We start from the raw sequence: 20,125 nt of genomic DNA, 5'->3' as shown, positions 1-20,125 counted from the left end.
AGGGTCGGGGAGCGCGCCGGCGGGGCGCGCGGGTCGAAGGTGGCCGGCCGGGCTCACAGCTCGAGCTGCGGCCAGCGGTCGGTCAGGGAGTTCGCGAGGTGGTGCATGGCGGCGGCCGACCGGCCAGTGGGAAGCTGGCGGTGCTCCTGCTGCCAGCGGTAGCGGCGCAGCGCGACGAGCACGGCCGCGTACAGCGCCGCGTCGCGCACCAGGGCGCCGTTCAGCGCGGTTCCGCTGCCCTGCTGGTAGCCGGCCAGGAGGTGGCGGGCGTGACGCGGGGAGAAGCCGTTGCGGCAGCAGAGGCCCAGCAGCGCCATTCCCACGTCGAGGTGGGGCAGGTCCAGCGAGCCGTCCTCCCAGTCGAGGAACATGAGGCTCCGGCCGCGGCCTCGGACGACGATGTTGTCCGGGAACAGATCGGCGTGGACCGGGACGAGGGGTCCGTCGTGCTCGGGGACGTGGCCGACGGCCTGCCAGGTGGAGCGTGCCCACCGGGCGAACGGCCCGTCGGGCAGCGAGGCCAGGGTGGCGGCGTCGGCGTCGTGCAGTCGCAGGTGCGGGCGCAGCGCGCTGTCGAAGTCGGCCGCCGCGCCTTGGTGCACGCGCCCTAGGAGGAACCCGGCCTCGTGAACGAGGCGGGCCGGAAGCCGGACGGGGCTGCGCCCGGCGATGAAGTCGCAGACGATGACGGGCCGGCCGTTGTGCTGGGTGACCCAGCCGCCGTCGCGCAGCGGTCGCAGCCGCGGTGCGGGGGCGCTGGTGAGCTCGAGGTGCCGCAGGAAGTGGGCGTACTCCTCGGCCTGCTCGACCGTCTTCTTCTTCAGCACGGTCACCACGACCGTGCCAGTGGCCGTCCGCGCCTTGAGGTGAGTGTTCTCCATGCCGCCCGGCAGTGACCGTGCCTGCCGCAGCGTCAGGCCGTAGGCGTCGAGCAGGCCGGCGGCGTCCTGCTCGGCGAGCGGCACGTCGGCCTGGGCGGTGCTCACCGGGCCTCCAGCGTCGCCGGGGGAAGGGCGGCGGTGATGTCGGCAACGGTGGCGTGGGGGTTGGTGACGGCGCGAAGCGCCTGGTCAAGGCCGGTGAGCGTGGCCGCGATGCCGGGCCGGGTGAAGGTGTCGGTGCGGTAGGTCAGCGTTCCAGCGAGGTGACCGGCCCTCTCGTCCAGGACCCAGCGCTGCTCGATGCTGGTCGGGGCGAGCCGGGGGCCGAGCCGCTCCAGGTCGATGTCCTCGCAGTGCAGGCCGTCCAGGACCAGTGAGGTGGTGCGCATCGTGTTGAGCGCGAGGGTCACCCGGTACAGAGGGCCCTGTCCGAGGGCGCCGGTGTCGCGTAGATCCTGGTAGAGGTCCTGGATGGGCAGGGCCTGGTGTTCGATGGCCTCGGTAACGGCGGTGTTCGCCTCCGCGACCAGCCGCCCGGCGGTCATCTGCGGGTCGATGCGCAGGCGGATCACGGCGGTGTTCACGAAGTAGCCGATCAGGTGCTCGGTGCCGGGCCGGGCCCGGTTGGAGATCATCATGCCGATCCGCACGTCCCGCTCGCCGCTCGCGTGGTGCAGGACCAGGGCGAGCGCGGCGAGGAACGGCCCGGCCACGCCGCCGCGCTGCGCGCTGGTGGCCGCGGTCTCGCGCAGGTCCCGGACGAGGTCGGCCGGGACGAGGACCCGCTCCGTGTCGACCGGGCTCATGCCGTTGGTCGACGCTCCGGCCGGACGGCCGGGCAGCGGCGGGGCGAGTCGACGGCGCCAGTAGGCGAGCTGGCGCTGCTCCTCGGGGCCTCCGCGCTCGGCGCGCATCTGCCGACTGTGGGCGGCGAAGCTGCGGGTGATCGCGGGCAGGTCCGCGCCCCGCCCGGCCCGGGCGGCGTTGTAGAGCTCGGACAGGTCTCGGTAGAGCACGCCGATGGACCAGCCGTCGCTGACGGCGTGGTGGATCTGCAGCAGCAGGACGTGCCGGTCCTCGCCCAGGCGCAGCAGGCGGACGCGGAAGAGCGGGTCGTGGCGGGGGTCGACCAGGCGGGCCGGGGCGTGGAGCAGCAGGTCGTCGGCCGTGGGCAGGTCCTGGCCGGCGGCGAGGTCGAGTACTTCGAGGCTCACCGAGTCCGGGAGACGGTCGGTGACGAACTGGACGGGCGTGCCGTCGGGCAGGCGGCGGAAGGTGGTGCGCAGCGCGGCCTGCCGGGCGACCAGCCCGGTGACGGCGTTGCGAAGCGCGGCGACGTCGAGAGGGCCGTCGATGCGGATGGCGCCGGTGTCGATCGGTCGCAGCGGCGTCGGGGTGCCCGGGGCGGGCCATGAGCCGTCGGGCAGGACGAACTCGGCGTCGAACAGGCGCTCCTGGCCGGGAGAGAGCGGCGCGCTGTCGGTGACGACCAGGGGCTCGGTGGCGATCGTGGTCATGCGGGCTCTCCCGGGGTGACGGGGTGGTCGGGGATGCCTCCGAGGAGGGTGTGGAGCAGCACGAGGCGTTCGCCGCCGGGCAGCAGCCAGCGGATGCGGTCGAAGTCGACGCCGTGCACCGGGGCCAGCCCGAGGCCCGTCTCGGTGGCGGTCTGGCACAGCAGCTGGCCGATGTAGCCGGCGTTCAGCAGGGCGAGGTGCTCGGCGTCGGACCCGTACAGCGGCGCGGAGTCGGCGGGGTCGGTCGCCAGGAAGATGCTGAAGGCCGCGGTGTTTGCCAGGGGCCGGTTGGCCGGGCCGAGGTGGACACCGGGGTCGAGGTCGAGGTCCGGGGCGTAGGGGACGAGGTCGTGGGCGTCGGGGTGGTAGCCGTACAGGCCGCCGGGCAGGCCCTGGACGCGGCCCGGCCGTACGTGGAGGTGAGCCTGGACGGCGTACAGGCCGCCAGCCGAGGGGTAAAGGTGGGCGGGTCGGCCTCCGGTGTCGGTGCGGCGCAGGCTCTCCAGCAGGTCGGTGAGTGCGTCCACGGTGACCGGGCGGGGGTCGAAGCCGCGCGGGGTGCGGCGCCGGGCCCGGGCGTCGACGCGGCCGGGTGGCCGCTGGGGCAGGGTGCGAAGGGCAGGGGCCAGCCCGCGGGCGGGCCGGGCGGCGCGGAACGCTGCCCGCTCGGCGGGGTCGGTGACCTGCGGCCAGCCGGACCACGCGCCCGGCACGACCGGCGAGGTCGGCTGCTCGGCGGCGGGAGCGTCGGTGTGCTGGAGGAGGGTGCGCAGCGTCGGGGCCTGGTAGAAGACCTTCACGTCGGGGCGCTGGCCGGTGTGCTGCTCGATGGTGTTGGCCAGCCGGATCACATCGACGGAGGTGATCCCGAAGACGAGAAGGTCCTCGTCCAGCCCGGGCCGGTCGGGCAGGATCGCCGCGAGTGCCGCCAGCACCTTCTCCTCGAGGCCGGTGCCGTGGCGGGCCGGTGGGGTTTCGGGTTGCGGTGCGGGGAGCTCGAGGTCGGCGGCGAGGCGTTCCAGCGCGCCGCGGTCGACCTTGCTGGTGGCGCTCAGCGGCAGCGCGGGCAGCGCAGTGAGCGAGCCGGGGAGCATGTGGGCGGGCAGCCGGCGGGCGAGGTCGGCGCGTACCTCGTCCAAGGGGCGGGTGGTGACGACGAAGGCGGCCAGGCGTCGGTTGGTGCGCTCCCCTGTGGCGACGGCGGCGGCCTGCTCGACACCGGGCACAGCACGCAGAGCGGTCTCGACCTCGCGCAGCTCGACGCGGAAGCCGCGGATCTTGACCTGGGCGTCGCGGCGGCCGAGGAACTCCAGGGTGCCGTCGGGGCGCAGCCGTCCCCAGTCGCCGGTGCGGTACAGCCTGCGGCCGGTGCGGCCGTCGAAGACGAACGCCTCCTCGGTCAGCTCGGGCGCCTGCCAGTAGCCCAGCGCCGTGCCGTGGCCGCCGATGTGCAGCTGGCCGGGGACGTGTGCGGGGCATGGCAGCAGTTGGTGGTCGAGGACCTGGACGCTCTGTCCGGTCATCGCGGTGCCGTACGGGATGCTCGACCAAGCCGGGTCGACGTCGTCGATCTCGTAGAGGACCGACCAGATCGAGCCTTCGGTGGCGCCGCCGAGACTGACGATGCGGCACTTCGGGGCGCGCTCGCGCAGCCGCCCGGGCAGGTCCAGGGGGATCCAGTCGCCGCTGAGCAGGCACACTCGCAGGCCCTCCAGCACCGTCTCGCCTGCGGGCAGGGCCTCCAGGAGCACGTCCATGAGGACCGGCACGGAGTTCCACGCGGTGACGTGCTCGGCGCGGGCCAGGGCGGTCCAGGCGGCGGGGTCGCGGCGCTGGTCGCCGGTGGGCACCACCAGGGTGGCGCCGGCCGCGAGGCTGCCGAAGAGGTCCCAGACGGCGAGGTCGAACGTGGACGGGGACACCGCGAGCACCGCGTCGGTGGGACCGATGCCGAAGCGCTCATTGACGTCCAGGATCGTGTTGAGCGCGCCGCGGTGGGAGATCATGACGCCCTTGGGCCGGCCGGTGGAGCCCGAGGTGTAGATCACGTACGCGAGGTCGTCGGCGGTGCGCCGCCGCTGCGCCCGGCCCGTGCTGGGGGTGGGGGCGGAATCGTCGGTGAGGAGGAGGGTGAGGCCGGCGGGCAGGCGGGTGCGGGAGTGGGTCTCCTGATCGGTGACGACGAGGGACGCGCCGGTGGAGGCCAGGAGGTCGTGGAGGCGTTCGGTGGGCCAGGCGGGGTCCAGCGGCACGTAGGCGTATCCGGCGCGCAGGACACCGAGGGTGGCGGCGGCCTGCTCGCGGCCGGGCCGGCACAGCACAGCGACGAGTTCGCCGGCGGGATTGGCGTCGGTGATCCGGTCCGCAACCTGCCGGGCGGCTTCGGCGAGTTCGCCATAGGTGGTGCGTTCGCCGTCGCAGACGATCGCGGTGCGCCGCGGGTGCCGGCGGGCCTGCTCGAAGACGGGCTCGTGCAGGAGTCGGTCGCCGCCGAGCGGTCCGGCGAGCTCGGACGCCGCAGCGGCTACGCCGAGGCGGGGGCGCTCGGGGGCGCCCGGGTCGTCGATCAGGGTGCGCAACTGGGCGGCGTGGTCGTCCAGCATCGCCTGGACCAGGCCGTCTGGCAGGCGGCCGTCCACGGTGTCGAAGTTGATCACGAGGTGGTCGGCCACCTGGTAGGTCTGGTAGTCGAGCAGGACCTGCGGGGTCTGGCCGATCCCGTAGCCGATGCTGCCGGGGAACGGGGTGGCCGGCTCGGCGGCGGGCGCGTCCAGGTCGAGGGTGCTGGTGAACACGACAGGTGCGGCAGCCGTGGTGCGATCGCGGGTCTCCCGCAGGTCCCGCAGGACGTCGACTCCGCTGTAGCGGGCGTGGTCGAGGTCGGCCCACAGCTGGCGCTGCAGCGCGCGCAGTCGGCCGGCGAACGTCGGCGCGACGCCCAGGTCGATGCCGGTCAGGACGGTGGAGGTGAAGTCGCCGACGATCTGGTTGATCTGCGGATGGACGCCGGGCCGGTTGTAGATGGTGGTGTTGACCAGGAAGTCGGTGCTGTTGGTGAACCGTCCGACCATCTCGGCGAAGACCCCGAGAAGCAGCGCGGACAGGGTGGCGCCGTGCGCGGCGGCCACCCGGCGCAGCGCGGCCAGATCCTCGGCGGGCAAGCGCAGCTGCAGCCGGGAGAACCGCGGACCGCCGGCCTGGTTCGCGGGTTCGGGCAGCAGCGGCAGCGCGGGCGGCCCGGGCAGGGTCGGGAGCCTCGCCAACCAGTAGGCGCGGTCACGTTCGTAGCGCGGGCCGGCGGCCAGGGCTGGCAGGTGCGCCACGTAGTCGGCGAACGTCAACTCCAGAGCCGGGAGTTCGGCACCCGGGTTCTCGTAGAGGGCGCGGGCCTCGCGGTACAGGGTCTGCCAGCTCAGCGCGTCGCCGATCAGCAGGTCGAAGCTGAGGAACAGGCGGGTTGTGCCGCCGGGCAGCAGGGCCGCCTCGATGGTGAACAGTGGCCAGGTGCCAGTGTCGCGGCGGGCGTGGGCCAGCCGCTCGCGCACCCGGGTGAGCTCCGCCTCGGGGTCGGCGTCGGTGCGCAGATCCGTGGTGTGGATCCGGTACGGCGGGACGTCGGCCAGGATCTGCTGGCGGCCGTCGGGGGTGGTGACGGCGCGAAGCATCGGGTGACGCTCGATCAGGGCCCGCCAAACGGCGGCCAGCTTCTCCAGGTCGACCTCGGGCAGGTCGGCCTCGGTGTAGAGGTGGGAGTCGACACCGCCGAGGTCGAAGTCCGCGCTGCGCCCGGTCCAGTACGCCTGCTGGATGCCGGTGAGCGCGAACGGCTCCCCGGTGCCGGCGTCCGGGGCGGGGGTGAGCGGGGGCAGCGGGTGGGGCGCGGCGGTGTCGGCGGTGAGGAGGTGGCGCACCCGGGTGGCCAGGGCCCTGGGGGTGCCGCTGATGAGCAGGTCGCCGAGGGTCAGGTCCACGCCGAGCGCGGTCCGCAGCCGGGCCGCGAGCCGCAGTGCCAGCAGCGAGTGCCCGCCAGCGGCGAGGAAGTCGTCGTCGGCGCGGACCGGCTGGCCGAGGACGTCGGCGAAGGCGTCGGCGAGCACCCGCACCAGCGGGTCGCCGTCGCCGGCCACCTGGCCGGCCGCCGCGGCGTCGGTGGTCGCGGGCCGGCGGGGCTGGAAGGCGTTGAGGTCGCGCGTGAACGCGGTCAGGTCGGCGACCGGAACCGCCTGGTCGGCCAGCCGGCGCAGCATCGTGTGCAGGGCGTCCAGCGCGGCGCGGGCGTCGTCGTCGCTGACGCGGGTGCGGTCGTTGACCAGGCGCAGCCGCACCCCGTCGAACGTCTCGACGACCAGGGCGAGCAGGTGGCGGGTGCGTCCGCCTTCGGACCGGATCCCGGCCGTCTCCAGCACCAGGCTGGCCCGGGAGTCGTCGCCGGTGTGCGGGTAGTTGGCGATCGACACCACGCTGTCGTAGAGCGCCCCGTCCGGCGCGAGGCCGGCCCAGGCGTACAGGTCCGCGGTGGAGCAGAGGCTATTCGCCTCGGCCCCGGCCAGCAGGTCCTGGACGCCGCTCGCCCGGCGGCTGGCGTCCCCCGCCGGGGCGGGCAGCCGGACCGGCACGGTCGTCGCGACAGGTCCGATGAGGCCCGCGATGCCGGGGAACGCGGCAGTGCGCCCGGAGACGGTGACCCCGATGGCGATGTCGTCGCGTCCGCGCTGGCGGGCGGCGACCAGGCCCCAGCAGGAGATCAGCACGGCCGCCGCCGTGGTGCCGTGCGCGTGGGCGAAGCCGTCCAGGATCGCGGCGGTGGCCGCGTCAACGTCGATCCGGTGCTGCCCGTACCGCTCCTGGCCTGCCCCCAGCGGGTGCTCGGCGGGTGCGGGCAGCGGCGGGTAGCCGGCCAGCTGCCCGGCCCAGTACCCCCGCTGCTGGCTGCGGTCCTGGGCGGCGAGCCAGCGGGCGTACGCGCCGAACTGCGCCAGCTCGACCGGGGCGCCGCCGGTGGCGTAGCGCTCCAGGAGCTCCCGGACGAGGGCGAGGTGCGACCAGCCGTCCAGCACGCCGTGGTGGTGGGTCCACACCAGGCGGTGCCGCTCACCGTCGAGGTACTGCACGGCCAGGCGCAGCAGCGGCGGCCTCGTCAGGTCGAACGGCTCGGCCCGCTCGGCGCGCAGCAGGTCTTCCAGGTCGGCCTGCTGACGGGCGTCGTCGTGGCCACGGCTGTCCACGACCCCGATCGTGATCTCGCCCCGGGAGAGGACGACTTGCTGGGGGTCGGCGGCCAGGTTCCAGGCGAGGCCGGTGCGCAGGATCTCGTGGCCGTCGATCAGCCCCGCCACGGCGCGCTCCAGCCGGGGCACCTCCAGCGGCCCGGCGAGCGGGAAGACGGCCTGCTCGACGAACAGGGCGTCGTCGGGGGCGGCGAGCGTGCCGAGGAGGAAGCCCTGCTGAGCGGGGGTGGCGGGGTGGACTGCGGCGATCGTGCGGTCGGTCATGATCGTCATCCCTCGAACGTGGCGGTGATCCGGCTCAGGTCGGCGGCCGAGAGACCGGCCGGCCCGGCGGTGGTCTGCGGGCGGATGGTGAGCGTGGTGGCCGCGCGGCGGGCGAAGACTTCGCTGAGCCGCGTCACGGTGGCCGGCGGGATGAAGGTCTCGTCGAAGCGCCAGCGGACCTGCACCGCGTCCTCGTCCGGCTGCTTCCAGCAGATAACCTCCAGTGGGAAGAGCGGGCCCGCGCCGGACTCGGGCAGGTCGAGGCCGTGTCCGGCCGTAAGGTCGCCCAGGTAGTTCAGCGCGACCAGCGGCAGTGCTCCGGCCCAGTCCCGGTGCTCCTCGACCTGGTGGTGCAGAGCGCAGGCCAGTGCCGCCGGGTCGGCCAGCAGGTGGCGCTCGGCGCGCAGCGGGCGGAAGTCGGTGAGCCAGCCCACCGCGGCCGACAGGTCGAGACCGGGTCGGTTGCGGCCGTGGAGCTCGACGCACAGGGCGGCCGGCAGGTCCGGGCGCACCTCGGCGAGCGCACCCAGCAGAGCGGCCCCGAGGACGGCGAGGACCCAGCGCGGCGCGGCCTGCTGCGCGTCGGCGAGGTGGCGGCGGGCATCCTCGTCCAGCCGCGAGACGGCGGTGCGGCACACCGGCGCCCCGTCCCGCCCGGGCCAGTCGGGGAAGGGCGTCGCGGGCCGGCCGTCCTGCTGGTGCAGCCACGCCGCGTACCCGTCCCCGCCCTGCGCGGCGGAGGCGGCCGGACTCGCGTAGGCGTGCCACAGCTCCTGGTCGAGACTCTGCAGGGAGACGACGTCGGCGACCAGGTGGTGGACGACCCACACGATGCGCTCCGCCTGGCCGGCGCCGCGGATCAGGCACAGGCCCACCAGCCGGCCGGCGAGGTCGATCCCGTCCTCCACCTGCTCCAGGGCGTCGGCCACGACCCGTTCACGTTCGGCGGGCGGGACGCTGTCCAGGTCGAGGACGTGCATCGGCACCGGGCCGGGCTCGCCCAGCCGGGCCGTCCACCGGCCGCCGTCGTTCGCGAACGCCGTCCACAGCGCCGGGTGCCCGGCCACGGCCACGGTCAGCGCCCGCTCCAGCCGCCCGATGTCGACCGGCGCGGGCGCCGCGGTGCTCCACCGCAGGGTCCACCGCTCGGGCTGGGCCGCCTGGCGCGAGAGGAAGCCGGCCTGGTGGGGCGTCAGCGGCACCGGCCCCGGCTCCACCGAGGCCCGCGCGCCGGCGGTACGCGCGGCAGCCGCGATCCGGCGCAGGGTCCGCCGCTGAAGGATGTCGTGCACCGTCAGCTCCAGGCCCGCCCGCTGCGCCCGGCCGGCCAGCAGGACCGCCTTGATGGAGTCGCCGCCCTCGGCGAAGAAGTTGGCGTCCGGGCCGGTCGGCGGCGTAGAGAGGACCTCGCGCCACAGCGCGGCGACCACGGCGAGCTGAGGGTCGGCCACGTCCAGCGCCTCCGGGCCCGCGGCGGGCGCGGGGCGTTCGGCCAGGGCCTGCCGGTCGACCTTGCCGTTGCCGCGCAGCGGCAGCTGGGCGAGGACCTCGTACCGGTCGGGGCGGGCGAAGTACGGGAGCCGGTCGGCGGCCAGTGCGGCGACCTCCTCCGGCAGGGCGGCCGGAGCGGCGCCGTCTGCGGCGACGAGGAACGCGGCGAGCACCGGAGTGCGGCTGGTGCTGCTGGTGACGACGGCAGCCGCCGCGATGCCGGGGTGAGCGGTCAGGACGGCCTCGACCTCGCCGGGTTCGACGCGGTAGCCGTGGATCTTGAGCTGATCGTCGCCGCGTCCGAGCATCACCAGCTGCCCGCCGGGGCCGAGGACGGCGAAGTCGCCGGTCCGGTAGGAGCGGACGCCAGCGTGCGGGTCGGTGGTGAAGCGGGCGTCGGTCTCGGCGGGCTGGCCCAGGTAGCCAGCCGCGACACCGGGCCCGGTGACGACGAGTTCCCCGGCGGTGCCGGGCAGAGCGAGCTGGCCGTCGGCCGTGCGCAGCTCGATCGTCGTGTCCCGGATCGGCGTGCCGATGGGCACCGGACCGTCCGCCGGGTGCTCGCCTAGGCGGAAGGTGTGGGCGCAACAGCCGACGGTGGCCTCGGTGGGCCCGTACTCGTTGGTGACGAGCAGGCCGGGCGCGTCCAGGAGGTCCAGGGTGGCGGCGGTCAGCTGCTCGCCGCCGATGACCAGGTGCCGGGTGGCCCGGGTGATCTGGTCGCCGGTCAGGAGGGAGGTGAGCAGGCGCAGTCCGCCGGGGGTGACCTTCAGCGGGCTCAGGTCGCGGGCCCGGGTGAGGGCGTCGGCCAGGTCCTTCGGCTCGTCGGAGGGCAGCAGGGTGACGGCCTGCCCGGTCAGCAGTGGCAGGAACAGGCTGGTGACGGTCATGTCGACGCTGATCGACGAGTGGACCAGGGTGCCGCTGCCGCCCGCGGTGTCGTAGTGGCCCGAGGCCCAGATGAGGTAGTGCATCAGCGCCGCGTGGGTGATCGGCACGCCCTTGGGCCGGCCGGTCGAGCCGGAGGTGTAGATCACGTACACGTCCGTGTCCGGCCGGATCTCCACCGGCTCCGGTTCGGTGGCAGGGGAGCCTGTGGGCAGCAGCGCGTCGATGCGCAGCACCGGTGTGCTGTCGGCCGATGGGAGCCTGTCGGGGCCGTGCTGGTCCGTGACGATCAGTCGCGGGTCAGCGTCGGCGAGCAGGTCGGTCACCCGGCCGGAGGGAAGGGCCGGGTCGATCGGGACGAACGCGGCGCCGCGGCGGGCGACGGCCAGCAGCACGGCCAGCAGCGGTACCCGGCGGCTCATGCACACGGCCACCCGGTCCCCGGCGGCCACGCCCCGTTCGGCCAGCGCCCGGCCGAGCGCGGCGCTCGCGGCGTGCAGTTCGCGGTAGGTGACCTCCTGGTCGTCGTCGCGGGCGGCGCAGGCGAGCGGGGTCCGCGCGGCCTGGGCGTCGAACGCCTCCACCAGGTTGGCGGGCGCCGCAGTTCCGCTGGCCGATCGGTCGGCGCCGTGAAGGCGGCTGCCGGAAGTGAGCGGGTCCAGGATCTGCCCGGCCGCCCCCGTGGCCGGGGTGTCGAGCAGATCCGGCAGGCCGGTGCACACGGCGGCCACCCAGTCGGCCAGGCGCCGGGCGCCCCCCTCGGTGACCGCGGCACCGTCCGCGTCCAGGGAGAGGCGCAGCCGGTCGCCGGTGTGCAGGGAGTGCAGGTCGAAGCGGATGCGGTCGGTCGCGCCCCTGAGCGCTTCGACGGTGGCGTCCAGGCCCGGACCGAAGTCGAGCCCGGGCGCCTCCACGTGCCGGACACCGATCGTGTACTCGCCGCCCGGCGACGGGTGGGTGAAGAAGTCGCCGAGCCGGGTGGCGAGCGCGATCTCGCGGTGGCAGGCGCGGACGGTGTCGGCGAGTGACTCGGCGGTGTCCGGGCGCACCGGCACGGGGACGCAGCGGCCCAGCAGGCCGATCGTGTCCGGCAACTGCTCCACCGGCCCGGGGATGAACAGGCCCATCGCCCCGGCCGCACCGGGCGCGATCCGCTCCAGCAGCAGCCGCCACACCGTCACCACGACGGCGTCCACACCGACCTCGAGGTCCTGGGCGAGACGGATGAGCCGGGTGCCGGCCGCGTCGTCCAGCTGCACGGGCAGGTGCAGACGCCGGCCGGGCGCGGCGGTGCGCATCACCAGGGCGCGGGCCAGCTCCTCGGCCCCCGTGTCCAGACGGCGAGTCTGCCAGTGCTCGCGGGCCCCAGCGGCGTTCGGGTCCGTGAGCAGGCCGGCGAGGAAGGCGTCGACCGTCTGCGGGGCCGGGCCGATCGCCCCGGTCACCATCCCGGTCCGGTAGCCGGCGGCGACGGCCGCGGCGGTGCGCAGCAGCCCGGTGGTGTCCACCGAGCCGAGCGCCGGGCTCAGCGTGAGGGTGTGGCTGCCGTCTGCGAGGCGGATGAGCCGGACCAGCGGCTGTTCCTCGTCGCCGCGGTCGGCGGCGGTGAAGGCGAAGTGGCGGCGAAGCGCGGGGTGCTCACGCACGGTGTGTTCGGCGGCGGTGCGGAGCCGGTCGGTGTCCAGCGGCCCGGCCAGGCGCAGTTCGAGGAGCGGCTCGGTGAAGGCGGCAGCGGGGTGGGCGGCCAGGTGGCGGTGCTGTGGCGCGGTCGCAGGATGGGCCGGGCCGTCGGCGGCTTTGAGCTGCCACACGGTGTCGCCGTCGGCGGGGCGGGGGATCGTGGTGGTCACCGAAGGTCGCCTTCCTCTCGCAGGTTGGCCAGTCGGTCACGGACCAGGTCGTGCACGGTGGCGGCGCCGGGCTGCAGGAGGTCGCGCAGCCGCTGCAGGGGCAGTTCGGGCAGGGTGCAGAGCGCGGCCAGGACGAGCGGGTACGCCTCGGCCAGCCACGGGGGGTCTACGGGGTGGTGGGCGTGGGCGTCGAAGCGCAGCAGTGCGCTCGCGCCGTCGGCGTGCTCCTGGACATCGAGCATCAGCGGGTACGGCACCGGCCACAGCGCCGGTTCGCTCCACGCGACGGTGCAGCCGGGCAAGCGCAGCGGGTGCGTGGTGGGCGGCTGGAGGGTGAAGAGCGTGTCGAACACCGCGCCGGCGCCGTCGGCGACCATCCCGTAGGGCACCTCGGCGTAGCTCAGCGCCTCGGTCGCGGCGGTCACCGCCGTGTCGAGGTGTCCGCCGGCGGTGGCGGACCAGTCGATGCGTGCCGGGATGGGGACGAGGTTGGCGAAGAAGCCGACCGTGTCGGTGAACGCCTCCTCCGTGCGGCCCGCGACCGGGCAGCCCGTCGCCACTGCGTCGGTGCCAGCCGCGGCGGCGAGCAGGAGCTGCCAGGCCGTGAGGTGGATCGCGACCGGGGTGGTGGAGCGGCTGCGCGCCGCCGCCCGGATCGCGGCCACCACGTCACCGTCCAGTGCAAAGCGCAGGTGGCGCGGCTCGGCGGGCAGACCGGTGGGGGTGCTGCAGGGCCGGGCCGCCACCCGGTCGAGCGCGGCGCGGACGGCGGTCACGCCCTGGTCGAGCACGCCGCTCTCGCGCTGCCGGACGGCCGCGGCACTGTATTGGGCGAACGTCGCGCCGTTCGGAGCGCCGGCCAGGGCCTGCGGGTTGGCGTACGCGGCGCCCAGGTCGCGTTGGAGGACGTCGACGGACCAGCCGTCGGCGGCGCTGTGGTGAAACATCAGCAGCAGCACATGGTCGTCGGGGGCCAGCCGCAGCACGGCCGCACGCACCATCAGGTCCCGGCCGACGTCGAACGGTGCCTGGAAGAACCGGCGGGACAGCAGGTCCGCCTGATCGGCGCGGTCGGTCTCCGGAAGGCTCGACAGGTCGCTGACCTCAATGTCGACCTTCTGGGCGGTCAGCCGCCGCTGCACCAGCGTCCCGCCGTCGTCGACCAGCACGGTGCGCAGGGCCGGGTGCTGGGCAACGGCCGCCGCCAGCGCCGAGCGCAGCCGGCCGAGATCGAGCGGGCCGCCGATCCGGTGCGCCACGGGGATGACCTGGGCGTTTCCGCGGCCTCCGACCGCCTCTGCCGCCCAGATGCGTTGCTGTCCGAGCGACGCTGGCCCGGCCTCCTCATCCGCCGGCAGCTCGATGGCCGGCCGTCTCCCGGCACTCGCGTGCCGGGCCGCCCCGCGAACCGTCGGCTGCGCCAGAAGCTCGTGGACCGCCAGGTCCACACCGTGGCGTCGAAGGCGCGCGCAGATCACGGCGGCGGTCAGCGAGTCGCAGCCCAGCGTGAACAGGTCGTCGTGGACTCCGATCGGTCCGACCTTGAGCGTCTCCTCCCACACCTCGGCGATCCGGCGCTCCGTCTCGGTCTGCGGCGCGACGTAGGGGGTGGTGGACGCCGTCTCGCCGGGGCGTCGGTAGGCATCCGCGGCCAGCGCGGCGGCCTGCTGCGAGACGGGCCACCGCACCCGCGACGGCGCCGCGGCGGCCGGGCGCCCACCGGCGGCCTGGGCCGCGGCGGCATCCGGCGCGGTGAGGAGCCGCCACTCCAGGGCCTTGGCGGCCGAAGCATCCACCAGGTCGGGAGTACCGGCGAGGATGAACCGGGTCCGGGCAGCGTCGGCGAACTCCAGTGCCGGGCGGTTGCGCGGCCCGGGCGTGCCGGTGAGCGCGAGGCTGTCCAGGTCGAGGGCGGTGGCCCGCTCGGCCAGCTCCCGCAGGACGCACCACTCGACGTTGCGTCCCAGTGCGCGGCAGCTGATGAAGAAGTCCCGGACCCGCAGCACGCGCCCGTCTGCCGCCGCCGAGACGAAGCCGACGAGCCCGTAGTCGCCGAAGCGGTCGCGTACCCGGACCGACAGCGCCACCCCGGTGCCGGCGAGCACCTGACGGACCGTTCCGGGCGTGTGGCTGCGCAGCGCCAGGTTGAACTGGGTGGTGCGGGCCGCGAGCTGCGCGATCCGCTCCACCTCGTCCTCCGTCGCGGGGGACACCTCCACACGGAGGTCCAGCTGCTTCAGGTAGTCGGCTGTCGTCGCCGTCTGCGCTGCGGCCCGTCGGCGCCGGGCCTCCACCGCGAGCAGGCCCGTCCGCGCGCGGTCCTCCGCGGTCACGGTGCCCTCCAAGTCGAGCTGCCACGTCCCGCGCAGGGCGGCGGGGAACTCTCGCGGATCCGCCAGCAGGTCGACGACCGTGAGTCCCGGGTACGCGATGGCCACCTCGGCACGCTCGGCCGCGCTGTCGTCGACGAAGACCAGCGACTCCACCGCGAAGCCGAGCTCGTCGGCGATCTCACCGATGGCGGTCGACTTCGGGCCCCAGCCCACCCGCACCGACGCGAAGTCCCCGAGGCCCAGCGGCATGTCCGGGTGAGCGGCGAACACCGCCTCCACGTCGGAAAGGTTGTTGCGCGAGCACAGGCACAGCACCCGCCCGGCCTCCAACTGCTCCCGCAACGCCTCCTGTACCTGCCGGTAGGGGCCGCCGACGTCCACGTGCTCGGGCCCGATCTCGCCGCACACCCCGCCCCACAAGGTGTTGTCGCCGTCCACGATCACGCCCTTGGTCACCGGCCGCTGCGCGGCGGTCGTCCGGCGCAGCACCGCCTCCGCCCACGGCAGCACCACCTCCGACCCCTCGGCGCCGGTGCCGGCCGGGGCGCAGGAGGGCGGCGGCTCCACCCAGGTCAGGCCGCGTGCCTCGACGGCCCGGCGGGCCTGCCGCGACTCGGCGGCGCTCGCTCCGGGCGCAACGGTCACGTACAGCGGCAGGGCCGACGTGGCGGCCCAGCGTTCGGCAGCCTCGATCTGGCGGCCCAGCCAGGGGGCTTCCGGGCGTGACACGCCGAGCCGCAGGCCGTACAGCATGTAGATCTCGGACCCGGCGAACAGCGCGTCCTGGTCGACGACCGTCTCGAAGCCCCGGCTCTGGAGCAGGGCCCGGAGCCGTTCCACCCGTCCGTCGAGGTCGTGGACTTCGGCGACGACCTGGTCGATGAGGGGCCAGTGCTCGTCGTCGATCCCGGCGAGGACGTCCTCCTCCGCGCGTTCGGCGTCGACCTTCAGCAGGTGGATGCGGCCCACGGCGTTGCTGCGGATCCAGTCCGACAGCCGGATCACCGGCACCGCGAGCTGCTGCCGGTCGGCGGTGCGCGCGAGTGCCGTTGGCACGAGGGCCTCGGCGGCGACCGCCCGCAGATCGTCCGGAAGCCCGGGTAGGGCCTCGGCCTGGTGGCGGGCGTACTCGCGCACGATGTGCTGGTCACGGTGGGCGTCGGTGTAGAAGCCGGACTGGAGGGACGACTGCGGGTAGAAGGTGAGCGTGCGGACGCCGGTGCTCGCACCGGCGGCGGCCCGGGTCACCGTGCCGCTGATCCCGTAGAGGCTCATGTTCGCCTCCAGCGCCTGGGCCACGGCTGGGACCGGCTCGAAGGCGTGCACCGTGACCCGGGCGGCCTGCGCGGCGGCGAACAGTGCGAACACGCCGACGTTGGCGCCGACGTCGACCACCACGTCGCCGTCGCAGACCTGAAGGCCATGCCGTAGGTACTGGTTCCGGACCACAATCTCGTCGTAGACCTCGCGACTTTCGTTCGCGTGCATCTCCGCGATCACGTGACCGTCCGGCAACGTGCCCCAAGCCGCCAAAGAGAGGATCTCGTGCTCTGCACGGGCGGGGTGCGGCTGCGGCAGAGCACCCAGTGCCCGGCCGACGACGGCGAGGTTCGCACCCCAGCTGGCCGGCTGAAGGCCGCTCTCCGCCGCCGCAGGCAGGCCCTCATCCTCGGGTTCGACACGACGCGCGGACACGGGCAGGCCGACAGCCTGCCCCCAGGCATGCAGGGCCTCCACGGCCGAGCCCGTGGCACCCAGGACCCGGACCTCGAACGCCAACGACCGGACTCTCCGGGCGACCTGCTCCACCGTCACGTCGGGGCCATCGCCCAGCGCTCGCAGAATCGTTGCGGCCCGGTCCACGAGTGCGTGGAGCAAGCCCGGGTCTGCAACGTCCTTGCGCGCGGTGAACGTCCACTCCAGGCCCTCCGGGAACGTACGGACCACGCAGCTCAGGGGGGACAGGAGGTCGACGGGGACCTGCCCGTCTCCGGTGCAGCGGAACGCCGGCAGGCCGCCGACACCGACCAGCCGCCGCAGCGCGGCCAACGAGCCGGTCCCGGTCGGCGGAGCGCTCACCCAGCGGTGGGAGAGCTCCCGCAGCGAGACCTGCGGTACGACCTGGAGCTCCTCGACCTGCAGCTGCTCTCCGGTCTCCTCGCTACCGCAGGCCAGCCGCACATCCTTGCTGCCGGTGGCGATCGCCAGGACAGCCGCGAAGACCGTCCGTGCGAGCAGGCCACGCTCGCACCCTTCCACCATTGCTGCCCAGCCCGCGGACGGGGACACGACGATTGAGACCGCCGACCGGCCATGCTCATGGATTTCGTCGACGAAATCCTGGGCCCGCCTCAGCGTCCCTGTCCGCGACAACCCGAGATCGGGCTGATCTGCCCGTGAAGACGCCACTCTTCCCCCTGACGAGCTGAACGACCTGAACGTGCGTCAAACCGGTGCGCCGATCGAGCGACCGCGGTCCGAGACCTACGGTTCCGGCCCGGACTAAGCGCCCCGGCCGTCCTAGGAGACTCCTGACGGGAGGTCACTGGAAGGGCGCCAGCGTCATCTCGGGTGGCCTCGCGGTCATCCAGCGGTCATCCACCTTGGCCGCCCTCTCCCGGAAACGGCTTCGCCCAGGGACACTGGGACCGTCGATCCGGCAACGGAGGTGAGTGCACCGTTGAGCGATGTCGGGGCCCTGCTGGAGTACCTCGTCAAACACCACGGAGGGAAGGCGGAAGCGTTCCTGAAACGGGTGGGGGAACGGCACCAGCGCCTGGGGTTCGGCAACTTCGCCACCAACAAGCAGAAGCTCCACCGGTGGAAGACAGGCACCACGCCCGACCGGGAGGCGCAACTCGCACTCGCCCACCTCCTCAACGTCCCCCGCCGTGATGTCCTGGAGCTCGGCTGGCCTGCCTGGGTGGAAAGGGCCGTCCCCGATGTCCTACTCGCACCGCACCGCGCGACCCCGACCGCGCTGAAGGCCCGAAAGGCCGGTGAAACCGTGGAACGTCGTCGGTTCATGATCACAACCGCGGCCAGCGGCATGGCCATCGTCCTGGCCCCCCTCACCCCCGACTCTGCCCCCGCCACCCGCACTGGCGCCGGCCGCCGGGTCGGCGACAGCGTCGCCACCCTCCATGAAGACCGCCTGGCAGCCCTGCGCCACCTCGACGACAAGTTCGGCTCCGGCCACGTCTACAACGCGGCCGTCAACGAGTTCGACATGATCGCCAGCGCGCTGAAAACCACCACCTACGACGAGAGCACCGGCCAGCGCCTGCTCGCAGCCGCCGCCGACGCCCAGCGCGCCGCAGGCTGGACCGCGTACGACAGCGGACACCCCGACCGCGCGGAGGAACACTTCGCCGACGCTGCGGAAGACGCAGTTGCCGCGAACGCGCCGGAGGTACTCGCCAACACCTTGGCCTTCTGGGCCATCAAGTGCTACTCGACCGGCGACCCCCGTGCAGCGGTCTCGCTCGTCGCAGCGGCCCACGCCCACGGCCAGGCCACCGGCTCCGCCCGCATGATCGCCATGCTCCACGCCCGAGCCTGCCGCGCATACGCCAAGGCCGGAGACCTGCGAGCCTCCGACAGGGAAGCCAACGCAGCACTGGACGCCTACAGCCGCGCCGTCCCCCTCGACGAGGACCTGCCGTCGATGTACTGGGTCAACCTGGGAGAGATCCACCAACTACTCGGAAGCTCCGCACTCAACCTCAGCCACCCCACCCGCGCCCTGGTCCACTTCCAACAGGCTGCCACCGCCGGCCGGGCCGAGATCTACGACGGCTACGACGGCGACTCCTTCCCCCGAGGAGCAGCGATCTACGAGGCCCGGGCTGCTGAGGCGTACCTCGAACTCAAGGACGTCGAGCAGGCCGTGGCGGTGGCCCACCAGGCAGTGGAGCACATGGGCGGCGTGAATTCCGCGCGCGGCAGCACTGCTCTGGCTGATCTTCGGGCGAAACTGCAACGGCACACGGCGGCGCGCGAAGTCAGGACCTTTCTGGAGTTCACCGCGTAGGACATTGCCGAACACCTTCGCCACGAGCTCGACGCCCTCACGAACACCACCGTGTCCCCGGCCCCTGCCGGGGCCGATACCGTGGTCTCCCAGCACGACGCGCAGCGGGAGGTGAGCGGTGGCTGAACACCCACCGCCCAACAGCAGGACTCTTCGCCGCCTGGCAGCGCAGCCTCCTGCCGCCCGAGCGTCGGCACCTGACCGTCTTGGTCGACACCACCAGCGCGACCACGCCGCCTGGTACCGCGCTGCGGGCTGCCCCCGCGGCGGCCACGGCGAACGCCACCCCATGACCTGGAACACCGTGCTGCGCCTCACCCGCGCGGGCCGGCCTCCGGTCGTGTGAGTCGAGCGGGAGCGCGCTGTCCGCCGCAGGCCACTCATTCGGGTGATCACCTGCTCCACCACCGGGCCTGCCGCTAGCGTGGACGAGGGCCAAGTCGTCGGCTCGGTGGTTGAGGACAGGAGCGCCAACGTGGCCCGTGCTGCAGCAGTGATGACGGTCAGCCAGGCGCGGGCGGCCATCGGGGAAGCGGTCAGCGCCCGGATCGTCGAGTTGTTCGAGGCCGACGTCGCCAGGATGCGCAGGAGCGGCATCGAGACGGTCTACGCCCGGCTGTGGCGGGGATCGGATCTGCCCGGCCACAACCCCTCGGCCGTCCCGCCGGTCCCCACCGCCCTGGTGACCACCGACCCAGCCCCGACCACCCCGGGCGTCATCTTCACCTGGAAGTCCGAGCACCAGGACCCTCCGTACTTCCGGATCAACACGCCCCGGGGGTGGACCACCCGCATCGCCCACCGAGGCCACGCCGTTGTTGCTGGCTCACCAGTCACCGCCGTACTGGAGTGGGACACCGACCAGCGCCCGGTCCTGGTCCAGACCGTTGAGCTCGACGGCCACTTCGACAGCAGCATCCACGGTTGGCGGGCTTGGTCCTATGACGTGGTCCGCGGCATCGACTGGTCCGAACCCGACCGGCCCCGGCTGTTCCAGCCGGAGGAGACCGCAGGCTTTCCGGCCCCGGCGGCGCCGCAGCGAACACCGCGATCCACCTGACCGGGCACACACCCCACGGAACCGAGCATCGGCTCGGACTCGAGCGCTTCGCTGCTGCGCCTGCTTGTAGGCGGTGGCATCATTCCGCGACTCCGTCCGGAGCGGCCGGGTCGGGTAGGGACGTGAAGTCCTCGGCTACTTCCTCTACCCGCACGATCCGGTACAGCCCCACCCCATAAAGGCTCCGCTCGCCCCGCTCATACTTCCTGCGGGTCAGCCGCAGTGCTTCCTCCACCGAGCTGGCGAAGGCGTAGGTGGTGAGCCTGGCAGCCCCGGGGTGCGCGTCGTCCACGCGGTGCGCCACGACCTGGTAGTTGCGCTTCTCCTGGCCGTCGCGGCCCGTCGGCTGCTCCATGCTCCACTCCCGTCCCGTCCGACCTGCGGGATTCCCCACGAGGGGAACGATGTACGAGGCCCCCAAGTGACTGGGCCGACCGCGCAGGCTCAATGCGCGGGGCACGGACTTGGGCGGGTTTGCCTCCTGCCGCGCAGCATCATCATGCCGGACCCGCAGCGGCGGCTCACTGCGTTCTGCCGGACGACAAGGCTCCCAGCCCAGCCGGAATAGCGAGAGGCCACC

Annotated in this window: 8 protein-coding genes; 2 read left to right on the top strand and 6 right to left on the bottom strand. The window is 73.8% G+C overall.

The window, feature by feature from the left end; all coding sequences use genetic code 11:
* Nucleotides 1-53 precede the first annotated feature (53 nt).
* The 5 genes from AB0K51_RS23960 to AB0K51_RS23940 are packed head-to-tail and all read right to left on the bottom strand — an operon-like array spanning nt 54 to nt 16,741.
* Entirely contained in the window at nt 54-986 is a 933-nt protein-coding gene (locus tag AB0K51_RS23960; protein WP_363458837.1) for a phosphotransferase, read from the bottom strand.
* Nucleotides 983-2,398, bottom strand: a complete 1,416-nt coding sequence (locus tag AB0K51_RS23955; protein ID WP_363458835.1) for a condensation domain-containing protein — start codon at nt 2,396-2,398, stop codon at nt 983-985. Before AB0K51_RS23955 ends, AB0K51_RS23960 begins: the two co-directional genes overlap by 4 nt.
* Nucleotides 2,395-7,890, bottom strand: a complete 5,496-nt coding sequence (locus AB0K51_RS23950) for an amino acid adenylation domain-containing protein (RefSeq protein ID WP_363458833.1) — start codon at nt 7,888-7,890, stop codon at nt 2,395-2,397. Before AB0K51_RS23950 ends, AB0K51_RS23955 begins: the two co-directional genes overlap by 4 nt.
* 5 nt (nt 7,891-7,895) lie before the next feature.
* Nucleotides 7,896-12,119 (bottom strand): amino acid adenylation domain-containing protein, encoded by a 4,224-nt coding sequence (locus AB0K51_RS23945; RefSeq protein ID WP_363458831.1) that lies wholly within the window; start codon nt 12,117-12,119, stop codon nt 7,896-7,898.
* Nucleotides 12,116-16,741, bottom strand: coding sequence for an FkbM family methyltransferase (locus tag AB0K51_RS23940; RefSeq protein ID WP_363458829.1), 4,626 nt, complete (start codon nt 16,739-16,741; stop codon nt 12,116-12,118). The genes AB0K51_RS23945 and AB0K51_RS23940 overlap by 4 nt, the downstream gene beginning before the upstream one ends.
* A 391-nt stretch (nt 16,742-17,132) precedes the next feature.
* On the opposite strand from AB0K51_RS23940, the gene AB0K51_RS23935 reads away from it, so the two are divergent.
* Both AB0K51_RS23935 and AB0K51_RS23930 read left to right on the top strand, forming a co-directional pair.
* Nucleotides 17,133-18,485 carry a transcriptional regulator gene (locus AB0K51_RS23935; protein WP_363458827.1) on the top strand — a complete coding sequence of 451 codons (1,353 nt, stop codon included), beginning with the start codon at nt 17,133-17,135 and terminating at the stop codon, nt 18,483-18,485.
* Between the two features lie 475 nt (nt 18,486-18,960).
* A complete protein-coding gene (locus AB0K51_RS23930; protein ID WP_363458825.1) occupies nt 18,961-19,545 on the top strand; it encodes a hypothetical protein in 585 nt (194 codons plus the stop codon).
* Between the two features lie 79 nt (nt 19,546-19,624).
* On the opposite strand, the gene AB0K51_RS23925 is transcribed toward AB0K51_RS23930, so the two are convergent.
* On the bottom strand, nt 19,625-19,900 hold the full coding sequence (locus AB0K51_RS23925) for a hypothetical protein (RefSeq protein WP_363458824.1): 276 nt from the start codon (nt 19,898-19,900) through the stop codon (nt 19,625-19,627).
* Nucleotides 19,901-20,125 lie beyond the last annotated feature (225 nt).

It is taken from the genome of Kitasatospora sp. NPDC049285, from assembly GCF_040678815.1.
In the GTDB taxonomy this organism is placed as follows: Bacteria; Actinomycetota; Actinomycetes; order Streptomycetales; family Streptomycetaceae; genus Kitasatospora.
Note: the sequence above shows the minus strand (reverse complement) of the source record. Positions and strands in the feature narration are given on the sequence as shown.